At 65.3% G+C, this 19944-nt stretch carries 22 protein-coding genes, 1 tRNA gene and 1 pseudogene; 11 read left to right on the top strand and 13 right to left on the bottom strand.

From position 1 onward, the window contains the following. Positions 1-149 precede the first annotated feature (149 nt). On the top strand, positions 150-2585 hold the full coding sequence (locus BRW65_RS05265; RefSeq protein WP_073872337.1) for a glycogen/starch/alpha-glucan phosphorylase: 2436 nt from the start codon (positions 150-152) through the stop codon (positions 2583-2585). Between the two features lie 136 nt (positions 2586-2721). On the opposite strand, the gene BRW65_RS30875 is transcribed toward BRW65_RS05265, so the two are convergent. Further along, a complete protein-coding gene (locus tag BRW65_RS30875; RefSeq protein ID WP_073872040.1) occupies positions 2722-2913 on the bottom strand; it encodes an SDR family NAD(P)-dependent oxidoreductase in 192 nt (63 codons plus the stop codon). 94 nt (positions 2914-3007) lie between these two features. Here BRW65_RS30875 and BRW65_RS05275 point away from each other — a divergent pair, with 94 nt between their 5' ends. The 5 genes from BRW65_RS05275 (at position 3008) to BRW65_RS05290 (ending at position 8562) form a co-directional block, all read left to right on the top strand. Further along, positions 3008-4468, top strand: coding sequence for a hypothetical protein (locus BRW65_RS05275; protein ID WP_073872043.1), 1461 nt, complete (start codon positions 3008-3010; stop codon positions 4466-4468). Positions 4469-4489: 21 nt separating this feature from the next. Next, on the top strand, positions 4490-4666 hold the full coding sequence (locus BRW65_RS31640; RefSeq protein WP_167373999.1) for a hypothetical protein: 177 nt from the start codon (positions 4490-4492) through the stop codon (positions 4664-4666). A gap of 17 nt (positions 4667-4683) precedes the next feature. Continuing rightward, complete coding sequence (locus BRW65_RS05280; protein WP_073872045.1) at positions 4684-5118, top strand: hypothetical protein; 435 nt, start codon at positions 4684-4686, stop codon at positions 5116-5118. 223 nt (positions 5119-5341) lie between these two features. Beyond that, positions 5342-5737, top strand: a complete 396-nt coding sequence (locus BRW65_RS05285; RefSeq protein WP_073872047.1) for an MmpS family transport accessory protein — start codon at positions 5342-5344, stop codon at positions 5735-5737. Then, a complete protein-coding gene (locus BRW65_RS05290) occupies positions 5734-8562 on the top strand; it encodes an RND family transporter (protein ID WP_073872049.1) in 2829 nt (942 codons plus the stop codon). The genes BRW65_RS05285 and BRW65_RS05290 overlap by 4 nt, the downstream gene beginning before the upstream one ends. Here BRW65_RS05290 and BRW65_RS05295 read toward each other — a convergent pair. The 3 genes from BRW65_RS05295 to BRW65_RS05305 all read right to left on the bottom strand — a co-directional run bounded on the left by BRW65_RS05295 (position 8559) and on the right by BRW65_RS05305 (position 9838). Further along, positions 8559-9299, bottom strand: coding sequence for an SDR family NAD(P)-dependent oxidoreductase (locus tag BRW65_RS05295; protein ID WP_073872051.1), 741 nt, complete (start codon positions 9297-9299; stop codon positions 8559-8561). The genes BRW65_RS05290 and BRW65_RS05295 overlap by 4 nt on opposite strands. A 14-nt stretch (positions 9300-9313) precedes the next feature. Beyond that, entirely contained in the window at positions 9314-9559 is a 246-nt protein-coding gene (locus BRW65_RS05300) for a hypothetical protein (protein ID WP_073872053.1), read from the bottom strand. A gap of 84 nt (positions 9560-9643) precedes the next feature. After that, the gene (locus tag BRW65_RS05305; RefSeq protein ID WP_073872339.1) at positions 9644-9838 is read right to left on the bottom strand and encodes a long chain fatty acid-CoA synthetase Faa4p; all 195 of its coding nucleotides are present in this window, start codon (positions 9836-9838) and stop codon (positions 9644-9646) included. A 224-nt stretch (positions 9839-10062) separates the two neighbouring features. Here BRW65_RS05305 and BRW65_RS05310 point away from each other — a divergent pair, with 224 nt between their 5' ends. Then, positions 10063-10392, top strand: a complete 330-nt coding sequence (locus BRW65_RS05310; RefSeq protein ID WP_139272886.1) for a hypothetical protein — start codon at positions 10063-10065, stop codon at positions 10390-10392. A 4-nt stretch (positions 10393-10396) separates the two neighbouring features. Here the strand turns inward: BRW65_RS05310 and BRW65_RS05315 are convergent, their stop codons facing one another. From BRW65_RS05315 to BRW65_RS05330, 4 genes are all read right to left on the bottom strand, one after another. Further along, complete coding sequence (locus BRW65_RS05315; RefSeq protein ID WP_073872341.1) at positions 10397-10894, bottom strand: MarR family winged helix-turn-helix transcriptional regulator; 498 nt, start codon at positions 10892-10894, stop codon at positions 10397-10399. Positions 10895-11209: 315 nt separating this feature from the next. Then, on the bottom strand, positions 11210-12433 hold the full coding sequence (locus BRW65_RS05320) for an NAD(P)/FAD-dependent oxidoreductase (RefSeq protein WP_073872057.1): 1224 nt from the start codon (positions 12431-12433) through the stop codon (positions 11210-11212). Between the two features lie 3 nt (positions 12434-12436). After that, positions 12437-12625: a ferredoxin gene (locus BRW65_RS05325; RefSeq protein ID WP_073872059.1), complete on the bottom strand. Its 189-nt coding sequence runs from the start codon at positions 12623-12625 to the stop codon at positions 12437-12439. Next, positions 12622-13587 (bottom strand): metal-dependent hydrolase, encoded by a 966-nt coding sequence (locus tag BRW65_RS05330; RefSeq protein ID WP_073872061.1) that lies wholly within the window; start codon positions 13585-13587, stop codon positions 12622-12624. The genes BRW65_RS05325 and BRW65_RS05330 overlap by 4 nt, the downstream gene beginning before the upstream one ends. A 283-nt stretch (positions 13588-13870) precedes the next feature. Here BRW65_RS05330 and BRW65_RS05335 point away from each other — a divergent pair, with 283 nt between their 5' ends. Beyond that, complete coding sequence (locus BRW65_RS05335; RefSeq protein ID WP_073872063.1) at positions 13871-14680, top strand: DUF1906 domain-containing protein; 810 nt, start codon at positions 13871-13873, stop codon at positions 14678-14680. A 39-nt stretch (positions 14681-14719) separates the two neighbouring features. Here BRW65_RS05335 and BRW65_RS05340 read toward each other — a convergent pair whose 3' ends face one another. Continuing rightward, positions 14720-15619: a TIGR03619 family F420-dependent LLM class oxidoreductase gene (locus BRW65_RS05340; RefSeq protein WP_073872065.1), complete on the bottom strand. Its 900-nt coding sequence runs from the start codon at positions 15617-15619 to the stop codon at positions 14720-14722. A gap of 81 nt (positions 15620-15700) precedes the next feature. Then, positions 15701-16324 (bottom strand): NADPH-dependent F420 reductase, encoded by a 624-nt coding sequence (locus tag BRW65_RS05345; protein WP_073872067.1) that lies wholly within the window; start codon positions 16322-16324, stop codon positions 15701-15703. 90 nt (positions 16325-16414) lie between these two features. On the opposite strand from BRW65_RS05345, the gene BRW65_RS05350 reads away from it, so the two are divergent. Further along, entirely contained in the window at positions 16415-16879 is a 465-nt protein-coding gene (locus BRW65_RS05350; RefSeq protein WP_073872069.1) for a MarR family winged helix-turn-helix transcriptional regulator, read from the top strand. On the opposite strand, the gene BRW65_RS05355 is transcribed toward BRW65_RS05350, so the two are convergent. Then, on the bottom strand, positions 16880-17641 hold the full coding sequence (locus BRW65_RS05355; protein ID WP_073872343.1) for a hypothetical protein: 762 nt from the start codon (positions 17639-17641) through the stop codon (positions 16880-16882). Positions 17642-17927: 286 nt separating this feature from the next. Here BRW65_RS05355 and BRW65_RS32865 point away from each other — a divergent pair. Both BRW65_RS32865 and BRW65_RS05360 read left to right on the top strand, forming a co-directional pair. Further along, a pseudogene (locus BRW65_RS32865) lies at positions 17928-18080 on the top strand (TetR/AcrR family transcriptional regulator); the annotation flags it as partial. Beyond that, positions 18081-18524, top strand: a complete 444-nt coding sequence (locus BRW65_RS05360) for a hypothetical protein (protein WP_244167992.1) — start codon at positions 18081-18083, stop codon at positions 18522-18524. 72 nt (positions 18525-18596) lie between these two features. Here the strand turns inward: BRW65_RS05360 and BRW65_RS05365 are convergent. Together BRW65_RS05365 and BRW65_RS05370 are read right to left on the bottom strand one after the other, a co-directional pair. Further along, a tRNA-Ala gene (locus tag BRW65_RS05365) sits at positions 18597-18672 on the bottom strand. A 53-nt stretch (positions 18673-18725) separates the two neighbouring features. Then, positions 18726-19895 carry an MFS transporter gene (locus BRW65_RS05370; protein ID WP_073872073.1) on the bottom strand — a complete coding sequence of 390 codons (1170 nt, stop codon included), beginning with the start codon at positions 19893-19895 and terminating at the stop codon, positions 18726-18728. Positions 19896-19944 lie beyond the last annotated feature (49 nt).

Here is a 19944-nt window from a genome sequence, read left to right on the forward strand (position 1 = left end):
CTGCCGTCCGCGCGGGCGGCTCGGTTGATATTGCGGCAACCTCGAGGGAGCAGGACCACCACATGACCGATGTCGAACAGACACCCCCGGACGGAATCTCTCCCTCCAGCCCCGCGCGGGCAGATCTGGTTGAGCACTCGCGCACCGGGATGAGCGCGGCCGCGCTGCAGCGGGCCATCAACGACCACCTGCGCTACTCCATCGGCCGCCCGGCTGCGGCCCGCCGGCCCGAGCATTACTACCGGGCGCTCGCCCTGGCCGTGCGCGACCGCATGCAGGACCGCCGGGTGGTATCGACGCAGACCTCGCTCGATCTCGGCCGCAAGGTGACCTGCTACCTGTCGGCGGAATTCCTGATGGGGCCGCAGCTGGGCAACAACCTGCTGAACCTCGGCATGGAGCGGGCGGCCCGCGACGCGCTGGCGGCGATGGGCCAGAACCTGGACACCGTCCTGGCGTGCGAAGAGGAACCGGGACTGGGCAACGGCGGCCTCGGGCGGCTGGCGGCGTGCTACCTGGACTCGCTGGCCACCCTGGAGCGGCCGGCGATCGGATACGGAATCCGTTACGAGTTCGGCATTTTCGACCAGGAAATCCACGACGGCTGGCAGGTCGAGCAGACCGACAACTGGCTCGACCACGGAAATCCATGGGAGATCGCCAAACCTGACGTCAACTACCTGGTCAAGTGGGGCGGCTACGCCGCTCACTACGCGGACGACGCCGGCCATGACCGCGTCCGGTGGGTGCCGAGGCGGGTGCTCAAGGGCGTCGCCTACGACACCCCCATCCAGGGTTACGGCGTGAACACCTGCAACGTGCTGACGTTGTGGAGCGCGCGAGCCGTCAAGTCTTTCGCGCTGGAAGCCTTCAACACCGGTGATTACTACGGCGCGGTCGAGGACGAGGTGATGTCGGAGACGGTCACCAAGGTGCTGTACCCGAACGACGAGCCGGAGGCGGGTAAACAGTTGCGCCTGCTGCAGCAGTACTTCTTCGTGTCCTGTTCCCTGCAACACGTGCTGCACATCATGGACGACCTCGCCGACGTCTCCGTCAAAGAGCTCCCCCAGCGGTTTGCCGTGCAGCTCAACGACACCCATCCCTCGATCGGCGTCGCAGAGCTGATGCGGCTGCTGGTCGACGAGCGAGAGCTGGACTGGGACGAGGCGTGGGAGATCACGGTCGCGACGTTCGGCTACACCAACCACACCCTGCTGCCCGAGGCGCTGGAGACCTGGCCGCTGGAGCTGTTCGCGGAGGCGCTACCGCGCCATCTCGAGATCATCTACGAGATCAACCGCCGGTTCCTCGACGAGGTGCGCGCCCGGTTCCCCGGCGACGAGGAGCGGGTCACCCGGATGTCGCTCATCGGCGAAAACGGCGGCAAGAACGTCCGGATGGCGCACCTGGCGACCGTGGGCAGCCACGCCATCAACGGCGTCGCCGCGCTGCATTCGGAACTGCTGAAAAGCAGCGTGCTCAAGGACTTCTACGAGATGTGGCCCGAGCGGTTCAGCAACAAGACCAACGGTGTGACGCCGCGCCGCTTCCTCGCGCTGGCCAATCCCGGGCTCCGGGAACTGTTGGACCGCAACGTCGGTGACGGCTGGCTGACCGATCTGGAACGCCTGCGCGGCCTGGAGCGATTCGTCGAGGACGCCGCCTTCCGCCGGGAATGGCGCGACATCAAACGCAACAACAAGGCGCGCCTCGCCAAGTACGTCCGCTCGGTGGCCGGGGTCGAACTCAATCCGGACTGGATGTTCGACGTCCAGGTCAAGCGCATCCACGAGTACAAGCGTCAGCATCTCAACGTGCTGCACGTCGTGGCCTTGTACCACCGGCTCAAGCAGGACCCCGACCTGTCGATTCCGCAGCGTGCCTTCATCTTCGGCGGCAAAGCGGCGCCCGGGTACTTCATGGCGAAGCGAATCATCAAGCTGATCAACGCCGTTGGGGAAACCGTCAACGCCGACCCGGACGTCAACCGATTCCTGAAGGTGGCGTTCGTGCCCAACTTCAACGTGCAGAACGCCCACATGATCTACCCCGCCGCCGATCTGTCCGAGCAGATCTCCACCGCCGGCAAGGAAGCGTCGGGCACCGGGAACATGAAGTTCATGATCAACGGCGCGCTGACGGTCGGCACGCTCGACGGCGCGAACGTGGAGATGCGCGACGAGGTGGGTCCGGAGAACTTCTTCCTGTTCGGCCTGACGGAGCAGGAAGTCGAGGCGGTCAAGGCGGGCGGATACCGTCCGGCGGACTACATCGACGGCGACGACGAACTGCGCGAGGTGCTGGATCTGATTGCCGGCGGCACGTTCTCGGGCGGCGACACCGAGGTGTTCCGGCCGCTGGTGGACAACCTGCGCCATGACGACCCGTTCCTGGTGTGCGCCGACTACGCGTCGTACGTGAGTTGTCAGGAGCGGGTCAGCGCAGCGTGGCAGGACCGGGAGTCGTGGACCAAGATGTCCATCCTGAACACCGCTCGCAGCGGCAAATTCTCATCGGATCGGGCGATCACCGAATACTGCGACGACATCTGGAACGTGTGGCCGTTGACCGTCAAGATCTGACGAACCGGCCGCTAATCGCGGCGCGCGCGGCGTCGCTGGCGAGGAAGAGCACCGCCTGGCTACCTCGTTGGTCGAACCGGGGCGGCGCAACGGATTCTGCGTGGTGCGATGCCGGTCTTCGCCGGTGATTCTCTCTTCAACCCCGCCCCTGCAACACCGCAACCGCCGCCCCAAGGTTGGCTTCCTTGCGGCTGCAGATCGGGATCCGGGCGCCGTGGCTGCCCAGCACCCGCGCGGTCTCGAAGCCCAGCCCCGTGGCACCGCCGGTGATCAGCGCCACCTTGCCCTGCAGCAGGTCGGCACGAAACGGGCTGCGCCGGGCGTCCACGGCGTCAAGGGTACGACGGTCGACCACCGGTCGACAGTGGACGTTTTCTGCGCCCACGGCAAGGATCGAGTCATCGACCCCTGGCAGGAGGAAAGTGACCCCACGATTCCGAGGGCTTGTGCTGGCCCCATTGACCGTGGCGCTGGCGCTGCTGCTCGCGCCGTCGGCCCTGGCCGACACCTACACGAACCAGCTGGTGGACAAGTTCAACGCGCAGACACACGTATTGGCCGACCCGGGGGCGAATCCGCCGTTGCAGAACCCGGATCGGCTGAACGACCAGATCTTGAGCACCCGGTGGGCGTGGAGCTCGCGACCGCCGATCTGGGTGGCGGCGGTGGCGCCAAACCAGACCGGTGTGACCACGCCGGATGCGATCCACAACGTCATCCTCGGGCGCGATCCCGGATTCAGCGGGATCATTCTGGTCATCGACTCCCGGGGCTACCACGTGCGCGCCTACAACGTGCCCAAGGCGATCGCAGACAGCGTCGATCCGGCGATGAGCCAGTCCGCCAAGGATCACCGAAACGACCCGGACGGCGCGAGCAGTGAATTCGTCAGCAAGTTAGCGAAAGTGGATGTGTCCTCCGGCGCACCGGCGGTGACCTCCCCCGCCGTGCAGAAGAACCACAACCAGGGCTCTGCGTTGTGGACGGCGCTGACGGTCATCGCCATCGGCGCGTCCGCGGTGGGCCTGATCTGGTTCGCGGTGAACCGGAATCGCAAGCGCCGCAAGACCGCTGACGCAAAAGAACAGATCAAGCAGGAGTTGATCACCGTCACCGCGGACGTCAGCGACCTCGACAACGCGGTGCTCACCAACAGCGACACCGACGTCAGCGCCGAGCAGACGAAGGCCAACGCGAGCCTCTACGACGCCCGCCAGGCCTACGAAAAAGGTGACTACGGCGCGGCGCGGGCGCACCTGAGGGTGGTGGAGTCGACGGTGGCCAAGGCCAACCAGAAGCTCTATCCCGGCCGGCCCGCCCCCAACGTGGCCGAAGTCTCCTCGGTGCCGGAGGGCGACCGGAAGCAGGCCTCGGTGCGGACGCGCAATCCCGATACCGGGGAATACGTGACGATCAACAACAACAACTACAGCGCCACCCCGCAGCCCGGTTATCCGCACTACTACGGCGGCGGTTACTACAACGGGATGTTCTTCTACCCGGGTTATTACCCGTACGCGTTCTGGGGTCCGGGTTGGGGTTGGGCGCTCACCGACGTGTTGTTGATGGATGCGCTGCTGGACGACCATTGGGGCGGCGGGTACGACCGCGGCTTCGAGGCGGGCCGGGACTCGGCGTACGCGGACGCCAACTATGACAGCGGCCAGAGCGCCGGCTACGACAGCCAGCAAGGCGACGTCGGGTTCGGTGGCGGTTACGATTCCGGGACCGACACCGGGTTCGGGGGCACCGACAGCTCGTATTTCGGTGGCGGCGACGTGGATTTCGGCGGCGGCTGGGACTCGGGCGGCAGCTCCGATTTTGGCGGCGGCTGGGACTCGGGCGGCAGCTCGGACTCCGGCGGCGGCGACTTCGGGTTCTGACCGAGAAGTAAGGTCTTGCGGATGAGCACCGACGGAATCAACCGCGGCATCCTGATCGCGATGGTGGTGATCGGGGCGATTGCGTACGCGTTGCTCTACTCGCACGCCTCTTCCGTCTTTCGGGTTTTGGTGCCCGTCGGCCTGGTCGTCGTGGTGGGTTTGATCATCCGCGATGTTGTCACCGCCCGGAAACGCTGACTCCAAGGAGTGGGATCGTGACTGAGGGACTATTCGGTTTGCTGGCCGCGGTCGCGCTGGCGCTGGCATTGACGCTGGCCGCCATCGCCACCGTGTACGTACGACGGCTGGAAAGGCGACCAACCACCCCGATCAGCGAAAAAATCGGGAGCGCCAAGGAGGTCGTGCGCAAATTGCGCAAGCGTGAACCGATGACGCAGGAACAGCTGGATTACGCCAAGCAACTCGTCGCCGATCGCGCTTCCGTCATGGCGCTCTGCATCCCCGCCGCGTTGTTCATGCTGGGCTGCTTCTATGTGTTCGGCAGCCTCTACCACTTGCACGGAGCGACGCCCTCGGAGCGAACCTTCCTCGGAGTGATCCCCATGTTGACCTCGACGAACCTGGCGTTGCGGATGCTCAGCAGCGCACGGCTGAAACGGCGCCTGCGCAGCGCACCCGTCGCGGCGTGACAGGACCCCATGACCGACGCCCGGCACGCCGCGATCGCGCCAGCGGATCCGGTGCAGTAGTCTCTTTACCGTGACATATCAATCAGGTTGATATGTCGAACTGGTCTTGCCGCCCGCGCACGGCGGTTGGGGATGGAACAAAAGCACAAGGTCAGGAGGGGTTTGGGGAGATGAACGAGTGAGCCCTCGTTCAATTGGCAGGACTGTCTTACAGCGGGCCTGGATGCCGTTGGTCACCGTGGTCGCGGTCGGTATCGGGTTGCTCTGCATGTACAAGGTGCATCAGTTCTCGGAACCCGAGCCGGTCATCACCGTCAATGGCCCACAGGCGCCTGAGCAGTTCAACCTCAAACGGATCACCTACGAGGTGTTCGGCTCCGCGCAGGGCGGAAAGCTCGTCTACATCGACATCGACGGCCATCCGCATCAGGTCGATATCACGACTCTGCCGTGGTCCCACACCGAGACCACCACGCTCTCGGTGGCGTCCGGAAGCATCTCGGTCCATGTCCGTGGTGGTCAGGTGGGTTGCCGGATGCTGGTGGATGGTGTGGTCCGCGACGAACAGATGGACGACCATCAGGACGCCGACGTCGAGTGCAGGGTGAAATCCGCATGACCGAGCACCGCCTCGACGAGCCCAGGCCCAAACGCCCGTTCATTCCCAGGATGGTCCGGGCTTTCGCGATCCCGATCATCTTGTTCTGGGCCCTTCTCGCGGTCACCACCAATACCTTTATGCCGCAAGTGGAACGGGTCGCGGAAGAACTCGCGGGCCCGATGGTCCCGCACTACGCACCCTCCCAGCGGGCGCTGCTGCACATCGGCGAGAAGTTCCACGAATCGAACTCGACCAACTTGACCATGGTGGTGTTCGAGGCGAACCGACCGCTGGGAGACGCCGACCACCGGTACTACGACGACCTGATGCGCCGCCTTCAGCACGACACCCGGCACGTGCAATACGTGATGGACCTGTGGGGCAAGCCATTCACCGCGGCGGGGGCGCAAAGCGTGGATGGCAAATGCACCTATGTGCTCCTTCGTCTCGCCGGTGACATCGGGCAGATCCAGGCCAACCAATCCGTGGACGCCGTTCGCGACATCATCAAGAAAGACACGCCACCGCCCGGCCTCAAGGTCTACGTCAGCGGCGCCGCTCCGCTGGCCTCCGACACGCTCACCATCGCCAATGCCAGCCTGAACAACGTCACGATCGTGACGATCATCCTCATCGTCGTGATGCTGCTGCTGGTGTACCGCACCCCGTCCACCCTGCTGGTGCCGCTGCTCGGAGTGCTCATCGAGATGCTCGTTGCCAAGGGCGTCGTCTCGACGCTCGGGCATTACGGATACATCGAACTCTCGTCGTTCGCCGTGAACATCGTCATCGCGCTGACCCTCGGCGCCGGAACGGATTACGGCATCTTCCTGATGGGCCGATATCACGAGGCGCGGCAGGCGGGCGAAAGCCGGGAGGACAGTTTCTACATCGCGTACAAGGGTGTCGCGCCCATCATCATCGGCTCCGGCCTGACGATCGCCGGCGCGTGTTACTGCTTGACGTTCGCGCGCTTGAACTACTTCCACACCATGGGGCCGGCCGTCGCCATCACCATGCTCTTCACCATCGCGGCGGCGATGACGCTGGGCCCGGCGGCGTTGACCGTCGGCAGCCTTTTCGGGATGTTCGACCCGAGAACCACCACCCACGGGCGTCTCTATCGGCGCATCGGCGCGAGCGTGGTGCGCTGGCCGGTGCCGATCCTGGCGGCCAGTTCCGCCGTCGTCATGATCGGGGCCGTCTTCGTTCCCACGTATCGGCAGAACTACGACGACAGGCAGTACCAGCCGGCCAGTGCGCCCGCAAATCTGGGATTCCAGGCGGCCGACCGGCACTTCCCGAAGAGCAAGCTGTTTTCCGAGATGCTGATGGTTGAAACCGACCACGACATGCGCAACTCGGCCGACTTCATCTCGCTGGACCGGGTCGCCAGGGCCTTGATCCGACTGCACGGTGTGGCGATGGTGCAGGGCATGACGCGGCCCTTGGGCCGGGCGCTCGAGCACGCCAGCATTCCCTACCTGTTCACCACCCAGGGCAGTGGCAACGGACAGCAACTTCCGTTCAACAGGGAGCAGAACTCCAACACCGACGCGCAGGCCGACATCCAGGCGCACTCGGTCGAAGTGTTGCGAAAGGAGATCGGCTTCTTTCAGAAGGTGTCCGACGAACTGCACCAGACCGTCCTGACCGTCGAAGACCTGCAAAGGGTCAGCGATGACATCAGGGACGAGGTCTCCAATGTCGAAGACTTCTTCCGTCCGATCAAGAGCTACTTCTATTGGGAGAGGCACTGTTTCGACATTCCCATTTGCTGGACGTTCCGTTCGCTGTTCGAGGCCATCGATCAAGTCGACAAGTTGGCCGACGACATCGCGGACGCGAAGCTGTCTCTGCAGGAGGTGGACAAGGCATTCCCGCAGATCATCGCGCAGCTGAAAGCCACCGCCGACGACACCGAGGCATTGCAGTCGAAATTGGTCAACAGTTACGGATCTGCCGATCTGCAAACCGTGCAGACGGAGCAGACTTTCGATGATCTGATCAACGTCGGCAACGACTTCGACAAGTCCCGCAGCGACGACTTCTTCTACATCCCGCACGAGGGTTTCGACAACGAGGACGTCAAGACCGGCATGAAGTTGATGATGTCGCCGGACGGTAAGGCGGCCCGCTTCATCGTCACTCACGAGGGCGACGCGATGGGACCCGAAGGTGTGGAGCACGTCGAGCAGTTCCCCGACGCGATCAAGACGATCCTGAAGGAGACCTCGCTCGCGGGCGCGCGGATCTACATCGGCGGTTCGGGATCCAACGACAAGGACATCAAGGAATACGCGATGTCCGATCTCATGATCGCGGCCATCGCCGCCTTCGTGCTGATCTTCTTGATCATGATGTTCATCACGCGAAGTTTGGTGGCGGCCTTGGTGATTCCCGGTACCGTGGCGTTCTCCTACGCCGGCGCGTTCGGGCTCTCAATCCTGGTTTGGCAACACCTGATCGGCCTGCACCTGCACTGGCTGGTCCTGCCACTGACGTTCATCATCCTGGTGGCGGTCGGGTCGGACTACAACCTGCTCCTGATCAACAGGGTGAAAGAGGAGCTGCACGGCGGAATTCACACCGGCCTCATCCGTGCCCTCGGCAGCACGGGCGGGGTCGTGACGTCCGCCGGTTTGGTGTTCGCCTTCACCATGCTGGCGATGCTCACCAGCGATCTGCGCACCATCGGTCAGGTGGGTACGACCGTGTGCATCGGCCTGCTGCTCGACACGCTGATCGTGCGTTCGTTCGTCGTGCCGAGCATCCTGCGAATCCTCGGGCCATGGTTCTGGTGGCCGACTTTGGTGCGCACTCGCCCAGCGGCAGCGCGCTAGCCGGCGCCCTTACCGTTGTCGACGCGATAGACGGCACCGTGAATAGCGGCCGCGGCGTCGCTGGCCAGGAAGGCGATGACGTTCGCCACGTCGCCGGGCTGCATCATGCCGCGCGGCGAGGCCGTGCGCATGATCAGGTCGTAGTTCGGGTTCTCCGGCGCCGTGAAGTGTTCGAGCTGCGGGGTGAGCATGCCGCCCGGGCATATCGCGTTGACGCGCAAGCGATCCGCGGTGTACTCCACCGCCAGGGCCCGGGTCAGCCCGACCAGCCCGTGCTTGGCTGCGCAATAGCCGGCCGAGTACGCCTGGCCCTCGACGCCGGCGATGGAGCCGACGTTGACGATGTTGCCGCCCCGTTCCAGCAGGTGCGGCAGCGCGGCCCGGCAGAGGTAGAACGGAGCGTTCAGGTTGACCGCGAGGTCCTCCGCCCAGTCGTCGTCGGTCATCGACTCCGTGCGCCGCATCTGGTGTCGGCCGGCGACGTTGACCAGGACGTCCAGTGCACCCAGCTCGCGCACGCACTGCTCGACAGCGTCGCGGCAGGCCTGCGCGGAAGCGACGTCCACCGATGCGTAGCAACCACCTTGGACGTCGGCGAATACCTCGGCCAACCGAGCCGTATCCCGGCCGATACCGAAAACCGTTGCGCCCTGGCGTGAGAACAACCGGGCGGTCTCAGCGCCGAGTCCCGACGACGCTCCGGTCACCAGGGCGACCTTGCCCTGCAATGCTGACATGGCTGTCCTCGCGGTCAGTAGGAACGGATCCGCGCAACGCTACCGCGCAGCAACCCCAGCGGAACAACGAATCTTGGCCCCCACAGGGTCATCGCACGGCGCGCGGTCAACAAGACGAGCAGGCTTATCGCGAGGCGCCCGAGCGCGACCCGGCTCGTGCGCCTCTTCCAGCTCGGCGGCGTCGATTTCGCGCGCCGGCCGAAGTAGTAGCCGACACCCATTGCCATCGCGAGGGCCGCGATGGCCGCCAGCATCGTCATGATGATGAGCGTTTCGCGTCATCGTCGCGCCGTGGTCACGCGCGGGACACACCTTGGCCACTACGCGCGGCCGGCGGTGAGGCGCTAGCCGGTCTCGCTTGCGACGTATACGGCGACGTAACCGATCGGGATGCCGGTCCAGGTGGCGATGCATTCGCGCGCGGCCAGCTCCACCGCGCCCCGGCGGACGGTGCGGGTGACCCTGCCGATCTCGGGAATACGGATCGTCCATCCGTCGGCGTCGCGAGTGACCTCGATGTCGAAGCACTGGCCGACCATGGGGCATTTCACGCTAGGCACGACCCGCGACGAGCGGGTGCTGCGCAGCGATTGTCGGCGCAGCAGGGTGGGCTGAATGGGCATGGCTGCTTTCGGAGAGTCGCAATCAGAACCGCGGGAAAGAGTAATGCGCATTCAGAAGAAAACCTAATCGGCCAGTCAGCCGGCACACACCTGATGCGTACTCTCCACCGAGTCGTCGCCGGAACTTAATGTTGATGTTCATGCGACCGGTCCAGGCGCCTGCCTTGGCGGCCAGTCTCGCGCCCGTGTTGATCGTCGGCTGCCTTGCCGGCGCGCCGGCGCGTGCGGACGGCGGCTACGGGCCCGGCTCCTACTCGGTGCCCGCGCAGCTTCCCTACGGCATCTACGTCGCCCACGCCGAACCGGGTGACTACCGAGCGGCCTGTGTCTTCACCACGTGGACCAGTGCTGGACGGCTGATCAACTCCGACAGCGGGATTCAGACGACCCCGGTCACGGCGAATCTCTCTGCGCCCGCGGTGGCGAAGTTCATCACGCACGGCTGCACACCGTGGACGAAGGTGGGTTGACACTTCAGCGCGGTGACGCGGTGCGGCGTTTACGTGACGCGGCCGAGCGTGCCGGCCTGGCCCGCATGTGATCGCGGGCGCGGCTCATGATGTCGGCGAGCGTGCGCACGTCCTCGCCGGAAAGCGCATCAAACAGCAGGTCGCGGAATACGTCGATGTGGCCCGGCAGCACTTTCGCGAGCCGCGCGCGACCCGCTGCCGTGATGCGAACGACCGTGGCGCGCTGGTCGTCGGCGCTGGCGTCGCGGCGGATGAGACCCTCCTGTTCCAGTAGGCCAGCCTGGTGGGTCAGACCGCTACGGCTGTAAACGACGCCGTCAGCGAGCTCCGTCATGGCGAACGGGCGGTCGGCATCGGCGAGTTTGGCCAGGATCTCGAACTGCACGTAGCCGAGGTCGCCCTCGGCCCGTAGCTGTCGCTGCACGGCGTACTGCAGCAGACTGACCCTCTCCATCAGGGTGAAGTACGCGCGCATCTGCTGGGGGTCGAGGGCCGGGGCCATGGCCCTCATCGCAGTGCTTCGAACTCGAAGCATTGTGGCGATCGTCACCCGACGCGGTGCTCAACCTGATCAGCACCGCACCGGGACGCCAAGGCGGGTGCGCGCAGTGGGTGTTCGTCCGCAGCGACGCTGCGCAGCTGGCCGCATGGGTCGACCAAGTCGACGCCGGAAAGCTGGTGATCGAGGTCGCCGAGCGCCGCCCGCTGACCGACGCGCCGTGCACGATGCCTCCGACGCCAATCGCCTTCCGGGGAAGACCATCCTGGTTCTCGGGCGCTGAGCCTTCGGCGGCCTCCCGCTGTCCGCGGGGATTCGCTAATCCGGTCGGCTCGGCGGGAACTCGGCTCGCTTCTCGATTGCCTCGCGGTAGGCATATACCCGGCCCGGGATCGTCCCGAGGACCGCGATGGTGCGGCCGCCGCGCCCGTACGCGGCAACGAACTCCCACGAGTCCGGGCCGCCCTCGACGATCTCGACGGAGTCGTAATCGGTTGGCACCCCTAGCATCTGGAGCTTGACGTCGTATTGATCGGACCAGAAGTACGGCACGTCGTCGTATGCCTCCGCGCCCCGCGGCCCCGCCAGCAGGGTCCGTGCGGCGGCCGCACCCTGACGGCCCGCGTCGTCCCAGTGCTCGGTACGCAGGTGCCGCTCGTACAGCGGGTGCCACCAGCGCGCGACGTCACCGGCCGCAACAACCGGGACGTCCGCGGTGCTGCCCTCCGCGACACCGCAGGCGTTGCACATCACGCCGTCGTCGACACGCAATCCGGAGCCGTCCAGCCAGGCGGTGGCCGGGGTGACGCCGAGTCCGACGATGACGAGGTCCGCCGGAACCCGTGAGCCGTCGGTGAGCCGGACACCTTCCACCCGGCCGTTGCCCAAGAATCCGTCGACGCCCACGCCCACCCGCAGGTCCACACCATGTTCACGATGGAGCTCGGCCCAGCGCGACGCCAGCTCCTCACCCAACGCGGAAAGCAAGGGGCTACCGGCTTTTTCGACCAGCACCACGTCCAAGCCCGTTGACCGGCAACTCGCGGCGACCTCGGCGCCGATGAACCCGCCGCCGACCACCACCACCCGCGGCCGCGAACTCAGCCGGTCCCGGATGGCCAGGCAGTCCTCGACCGTGCGCAGCATCAGTACCCCGTCGGGGACCGGGCCGCCCGGCCACTCGCGTGGCACCGCGCCGCTGGCGATCACCAGCCCGTCGAAAGGCACGGCGAGTTCCTCGTCGTCGTCGCGCACGTGGATGGTGCGCGAGGACATATCCAGGCTGAGAGCCGATGCGCCGCGCAAGACGCGCGCTTCCATGTCGAATTGGGGCGCCAGGTCGACGCCGGCCCGGTGCACCTTGCCGGTGAGGAACTTCTTCGACAGCGGCGGGCGATGGTACGGGGCGTGCCGCTCGGCGCCGACGACGGTCAGCGCGCCGTCATAGCCCTCCTGCCGCAGCGTCTCCGCCGCGCGCGTGCCCGCCACGCCGGCACCGACGACGACGATCTCTTTCAGGTCTCTGTGCTGGCCGCCCGGCATTGGTCAGTCCTTCACCGTGATTGCTTGCGTGGGACACGACACCTGGGCGCCAATCAGCTGCTGGCGCAACTCCTCCGGTGCCTCTTCCTGCAACACGTGCAGACCGTCCTCACGCACGTCGAACACGTCGTGGCAGATGCTCATGCACACGCCGTTGCCATCGCAGGTGTCAAGATCTACCGAAACCTTCATCGCGCCTTCACCTTTCGTGCTCCGTTGCCGGAAATCTCGATCCCTTGCGTTTGATCCGGTGACTTCCCTTGGGACCGCGCCCGCTCCCGGGCGGCCTTAGCCACCGGCGAATACGCCAGATAATCGATCGCCATCTGCGTGGACGCCTCGTCGTTGGGATGATGGCTAGGCCGCAGGTACCGGACGGGCGTCGTCACCATCAGCTTCCATGGGCCCGGCAATCGGTATTCGCGGGCAGCCCAGAGCCAGTCCCGCCAGCGCCACTTCCGATCGATGGTTGGGTCTTGGGCCATCAGGTAACGAGCCCCCGCGACCCACCAACCGATGAACAGCGGCGAGACGAACAACATCGAGAACGCCCTGATCAGGTAGTTCCCAGAGACGTGCTGGTACACGTCGTACACCAGCGAACGGTGCTCGACCTCCTCGGCGCCATGCCAACGCAGCAGGTCAAGCATCATGGGGTCGGCCTTCGCGTAGTCCAGGCCCCGGTTCGTGAGCACCCACTGGCCCAACATCGCGGTGTAATGCTCCAGCGCGGCCACATCGGCCAGCCGCCGATAGAGCCACCACCGCTTCATGGCCGGCGGAAACCACTTGGGCGGGTCACCCAGCGTCATCGACAACAGCCTGCCGAGCCGATCCGTATACGGCTTGGTCTCGATGCCCTGCTGGGCGAGGTGGTCGAGCACGACTTGGTGCGCCCACGCATGCCAGGACTCCTGCTGGATGAACGGCTTGATCGCCGCCTCCAACTCTGGATCATCGACCAACGACGACGCCTCGAGAACGGCCTTGATGAAATGGCGCTCGCCCTCGGGGAGCAGGAGGTGCAAGACATTGATCATGTGCGTCGAGAACGGATCCTCGGGCACCCAGTGCAGCGGCGTCTCGGACCAATCGAACCGGACCATCCGGCGATACATCGGGTGTCCCTCGTGGTGAAGTTGAACCTCGGGCATCAGAAGCTCCCTCCCGACGAGCTATGCGGGCGTCGATTCTTTGCGAACAACCGTTCACTCGGCCGCGTACCCACACGGACGGCCGGTTATGCGTACCGGCGGTACGAGGTCTCTGAGAGTTGGCTGGCCGAGTCGACGTCCCCGACCGGCTCGCGCTGTCAGCGCTGATAGGCCCGCTGGCACTTCCAGTCAGGACTCGACACGGTCAACCGCAGACACCGATTTGATATCGACTGCTGCGCGCCACTTATGTCGACAAAAGTCACAAATTTAACATCACGCGATGCAGGATTCGTCGGTGAATGTGCGGCGGTCGCGCCCCATTCCCCGGCGCGATTTATTGCGCTACGCCATTCCGTTATCTGCACTAACGGGGTTGTATGCGGCCTCGACAAGCGTCGCCGTCGCCGTCCCCGCGCCCGCCCCTTCCACTCCTCGACTGATCGACTTCGCCATGCGCCAAATTCCTGCGGACCAGATTCGAGCCGCCGGTTACTCCGGGGTCATCAACTACGTTTCGCTATCGCGTCCCGGCTCGTCCATGGGAGCCAAGCCGATCACGCGGCCTTACGCCGAGCAGCTGACCGCTGCTGGGCTGATGATCGTCAGCAATTACCAATACGGCAAGCCCGGCGGGTCGGCGCCGTCGGACTTCAGACGCGGGTTCGAGGGCGGCGTTGCCGATGCGCGCACCGCCTGGGAGCTGCATACCGCGGCGGGTGGTGGCCAGAGCGCCCCGATCTTCTTCAGCGTCGACGAGGACATCAATCACGACACCTGGAACAACTTGGCGCTCAAGTGGTTTCGCGGAATCAATTCGGTGCTGGGAGTGCAGCGCACCGGCGTCTACGGCGGTATCGATGTGTGCCAGTGGGCCGCCGCCGACGGCGTCATCGGAAATTCGGGCACTCCCGGCCACCGGTGGGCCTGGCAGACCAAGGCCTGGTCTCGCGGCCAGGTCGACCGCACCGCCGTTCTCTACCAACGGGTAGTGAGCACGCCGTCGAACCCTGGCCCGGTGGTCGGCGGGCTCCAGGTCGACGTCAACGACGTCCTTGCCGCGGATTGCGGCCAGTGGAACCTACATCGGTGAGCGAGCTCGTCACGACGAACAACTTGGCACGGCCTAACGTCAACCTTTCCCATGCTCACTCCATCGGGCGATTACCTGGCCGGCGAAGTCAAACATCTGGTCGAGGGTGGGAAACAGTGCGAAGGCATCCACGATCGCCTCATCAGCACCGGACTCGGTGAGGCGCTCGAGCTTGTCGGCTACCGAGTCAACGGACGTGCCCGGTTCGAGGTTGATCCGCATGGCCTTCTTCAGCGCGTCCGGATCGCGGCCCGCGTCCTTCGCCGACCGGCGCGCAATCGACCACAAGTGGTCGGTGACCTCGTCCTGCAGCCCCTCGACCCCGAGCCAGCCGGTGCCACTGCGGCCGACCCGCCGCATCGCGGCCTCGCTAACACCACCGATCCAGATAGGCGGACCACCGGCCTGGACCGGGCGCAAGTCGGCATGGACCGGGGGCAGCGAGAAGAACTCGCTGTTCCAGGACACCGGGGTCGTCGTCCACCACTCGTGCAGGAACGCCAGCAGGTCATCGAGCATCCGCCCGCGCCGGCTCCAGTCCGCGCTGCGGGCGATGTCGTGCTCGTCCTTCATCCAACCGATTCCCACGCCAACGTCGAGGCGGCCTTCGCTGAGCACGTCGAGCGTGGTCAGCAGCCGGGCCAGGTGGACCGGCTCGTAGTAGAACGTGCTGAGCGTGCTGGCGTTGAGCCGTACCCGGCTGGTCGCGGCCGCGGCGACGGTCCAGAGCAGCACCGGGTCGAGGTAGCGGGTCATCTGCGGCGGGTACGGCTGTTCTTTGCCCGGGTAGGTGCTGTGCATGTCGACCGGCGTGACCAGGCGATCGCCCACCCATAGCGTGTCGTAGCCAAGGTCCTCGAGCCCGCGGCAGAACGTGCTCAGGCCTGCGGCGCTGCCGATAGCGGGCCCGACGATGGGAAGTGCGAAACCAAGCTTCATCGCGGATTCCTTTCGATGATCTATCAACCATTATTTGGGGCCGCGGCGCCCCTCTTCGTTCACTTCTCGGACCCAGGCGGCTCAGCCGGGAACGGCCGCGCCGAGGGCGAAGTCGAAGTTCCCAACCCCATGGCGGGCGAGACCCATCACGACCAGGCCCGTTCCTTCCAGCCAGTGCGCCATGTGCAAGTCACCGACGTCGAGCGGGCGCAGCCCGAGGCTCTCGATGAACTCCGTGACGGCCGCCTTGGCCCGCGGGGCGTCACCGGCGATGAAGACGTCGAGCGGCCGGCCCTTTGCCAGGACGACGCCGAAGACGGTGTTGAACGCCTTCACCACGTGGGCGCTGGCCGGGGCCGCCTTGGCGACTTCCTGCGCGATCGACGTGTCCTCGGGTATGGCCAGCCCGTCGGCCGCGGCATTGAAGGGGTTGCTGATGTCGACGATGACCTTGCCCGCGAGGGCGTCTCCGTATTGGGCGACGACCGGAACGACGTTGGCGTACAACAGGGCCACGACGACGATGTCCCCGGCCGGCACGGCGCCGAACTCTCCCGTCGTGGTACTACCGCCGAGCGCCTTGGCCAGGTCGGCGGCCTTGGCCGGGTCACGGCCGATGACCTCGACGGCGTTGCCGCCCGCTACCGCCAGCGCGCCGATGGCGCGGGCCATGTTGCCGGTGCCGATGATGCTGATGCTGCTCATGAGGTGTCCTTACTGACGATCGAAAAGGTTGACTCCTCAACCTTAAGGAGTGTTTGTTGATGCGTCAACCAATCGCTAAGATGGACGCCGATGGAACCGAACTGGCTGACCCCGCGTGAAGACCGCGCCTGGCGGGCGTTCAAGCACGCGCATCACCAGCTCGGCGTGCACCTGAGCCGGGGCCTGCAGAAATCGGGCCTTTCCGCGGCCGACTACGAGATCCTGGCGGTGCTCTCGGAGCACGAGGGGGACCGCATGCCCGCGCACGACCTGTGCAACACGCTGGGCTGGGAGAAGAGCCGGGTCTCCCACCAGGTGCGGCGCATGCAGAAGGACGGGCTGATCTGCCGCGAGCCCAACCCCGACGACGCCCGCAGCACCATGGTCTGCCTGCTGCCGGCCGGCCGCGCCGCCATCGAGAAGGCGGCGCCCCGGCACGTGGAAGACGTCCGCCGGAAATTCATCGATCTGCTTTCCCCGGCCGAGCTCGACATGCTCGCCGCCCTCAACGAACGAGTCCTGCACCACCTGGCCAAAGAGGATGACTCCCCCTAGCTAGAAAGCCACAGCGAGCTCTTGGCGAGTCAATCTGCGCACACCCCAGAAGTAGGTGACGAGGGGCATGGTGCACCACAACAGGTTCAGGACCACGAACTTGATCCACATCTCGAGCGGGCTTGTCATGCTTTGCATATTGTTCGCGATCTCCACGCCGAAATAGACCGCCGGCAACGTGACCTCCACGATCATTCCGCCCATGATGAAGGAAAGTTGAGTGCTGGTGAAGCGCTTACCATTTCGGAAGAACTGCACCATCGCATACGCTTCGAACAGACCGATGAAGAACGCGATCCACTCAAGGACCACGATGAGCGGGTCACCGTTCAAATAGCGTGCGTCCCCGCCTAGCAGGATGGGCGACCACATGTAGCTCCAGAGCGCGCCGCTTTCAACGCCTGCTCGGATCTGATCGAAGAACAGAAGCCACGGGAGCTCCCAGATGAATCGTGGCGTCAGGGCGATGAATACCCACACAATCACCATCGCACCGAGCCGTTGCGATCTCGTCCAATCGCGTTGTCCCGGAAGGGGCAACCACGGAAGCGCAAGCGCGGTCACGAAGCAGCCGACGACAAAGATCACCAGCGTCGTGGATGCGACGACATGCGACACCCCGGCATGGAATTCGAGGTACCAGAAGACAACATGGATGACGAAGAAGAACGCCAGGATGCCGAAGAGGGATTTTTGCAGTGAGGAAAGCCCGCGCGTCGTCGACGAATCGCGTTTGCCATCCTGAGGGATCGTCTCCGTCATCGTCATACCTCCATGTACGTGGCGGAGTGGCCTGCCGGAGGCGAACTCCGCGAGGCTCCACTGACAGCAGTCACATTCGGTAACACGTGCCGACGGACCCATCGCTTCAGCTGAAGACTGACGTTTGGGTCAAGCACTAGCCGCGCCTTTGCTAGCATGGCATATGCCATGTTTGAATGGCAAGGATAAAGATCCGCATCGGCAGCACGCGTGCGCGACCAGTCGGCGCACACCGGTGTCATAAGGTGCTACGGATGAGGCGACACGCTAGGCGGGGCGCGCGGCAATGAGTGGGCGCAGGAGTCCCGACCGTCCCCCCACGGGTCGCCGTGAACGTGGTGATCGCACTCGTGAACGCCTCATCGACGAGACGGTCCGTTGCATCCGCGAAGAAGGATTCTCGGCCGCGAGCGCACGACATATCATCGACCGCGCCGGGGTGACGTGGGGTGTCATCCAACACCACTTCGGCGACCGTGACGGCCTGCTGATCGCAGTCATCGACGACGCGGTCGATCGCCTGGTCGCCTCGCTCGAAGCCTTGTCCGACCCAACTCAACCGATCGACACCACCGACTTGGTGCGGGGCGCATGGGAAGCGTTCGCCAACCCCAAAGCGATGGCCGGTCTAGAGATCCTCATATCGACCAAAGAGCTGCGTTCCGGACTCGACAGCCGGCACATGGAGCGACTCGGCGCAGCTCTCGCTCGTCTGACCCAGCGCTTGCAAACCAGTCATGGCGGCCAGAACGCGGTGGCCATCGGCATGCTGCTGTGGACGACTCCTGTCGCGATGATGATCGCCGAAATGTTCGCCACACTGCCACTCGAAGTCGGCGAGGCCCAACGGGCGATCATCGACCTGATCGATCGCCAACCCTGACGCACCCAATCCGCCGGGTCGCCGTCATACGTAGCTTCTGGACCCACCGGTAATCCGCGCGCGAGCCAAGCGTGGTGGAGCTAAGGGGACTCGAACCCCTGACCCCCACACTGCCAGTGTGGTGCGCTACCAGCTGCGCCATAGCCCCAAGTCGTGCCAGTCGAAGCTACACCAACCGCCACCCTGGTTCAAAGCTGCTGTTCAGGCCGCCTCGCCGTCGGACTCGGGCTCCGCCAAGCCGTGCTCCGGATGGATCACCGTCCGCGTTTCCGGCGCCAGCACCCAGCCGAAGCCGGCGATCAGCAGCACGATCCCGCTGATCCCGAAACCCCAGCCGAAGCTCAGCTTCTCGGCGGCCCAACCGACGGTGACGGATCCGACGATGGCTCCCAGGTCGGACAGCATCTGGACCGCCGCCACCGGAATGCCCGCGCGCGCCTCGCTGCCGAGGATGTCGGCCACCGCGGCCTGCATCGGCGACATGAAGATGCCCGTCGTCGCGCCGGATATGGCCGCGGCCACCATGAACGCCGGCAACGTCGACGCGACCCCCAGCGCGGCGGTCGCCACGCCGGACGTCGCCAGTCCGACGATCAACAACGTGCGCCGCCCCATCCGGTCGGACAGATAGCCGCTGGGAATGACGGCGACGGCGTTCCCGGCCGCGAAGGCCGCCAGCGAAGCTCCGATGACGCCAACACTCTCGCCCATGACGTCGGCGAGGAACAGCGGCACCAGCGCGATCCGCAGACCGAACGCCGCCCAGCCGGTCGCGAAATTGGACAGCAGCACCGACCAGTACGCGCGGAAGCGCAGCGCCTGCCGCATCGTCACCGTCGACCGTGTCGGCGGCGGGGGCGCGGCCAGCTCCGAGTTCCGCAGGCCGTAGAACAGCGCCACCACCACCCCGAGCATGGCGACGCCGTACACGATGAACGGAGCGGTCAGCCCCCACCCCGCCGTCAGGCCGCCGATCGCCGGCCCGCCGACGGCGCCGATCATGAACGACGTCGTGAACATGCCCGCGATCCGTCCGCGGGCGTCCGGCGGGCTGATATGGATCATCAGTCCCAGTGCCGAGACGTAAAACATCGTCGAGCCGATGCCGCTGACGGCACGGAAGAGCAATAGCTGCCAATAGGCCTGCGAGTACGCGCACGCGATCGTGGACAGGGCGACGATCAGCAAACCACCGAGGTAAATTCGCCGCTCACCCAACCGCTGCACCAGCACGCCGCTGACCGGCGCGAAACACAGCCGACTCAACGAAAAGACGGTGACCAAGAAAGTCACCGCCTTGATGCTCACCCCGAAGGTATGGGCGAAAGCGGGCATCGCCGGCGAAACGACCCCATAGCCCAGTGCGACCATCACATTCGCCCAGCTTAGGATCCAAACTTCGCGCGGCAGCCGGCTCGAC

This window comes from Mycobacterium paraffinicum, assembly GCF_001907675.1.
Lineage (GTDB): Bacteria > Actinomycetota > Actinomycetes > Mycobacteriales > Mycobacteriaceae > Mycobacterium > Mycobacterium paraffinicum_A.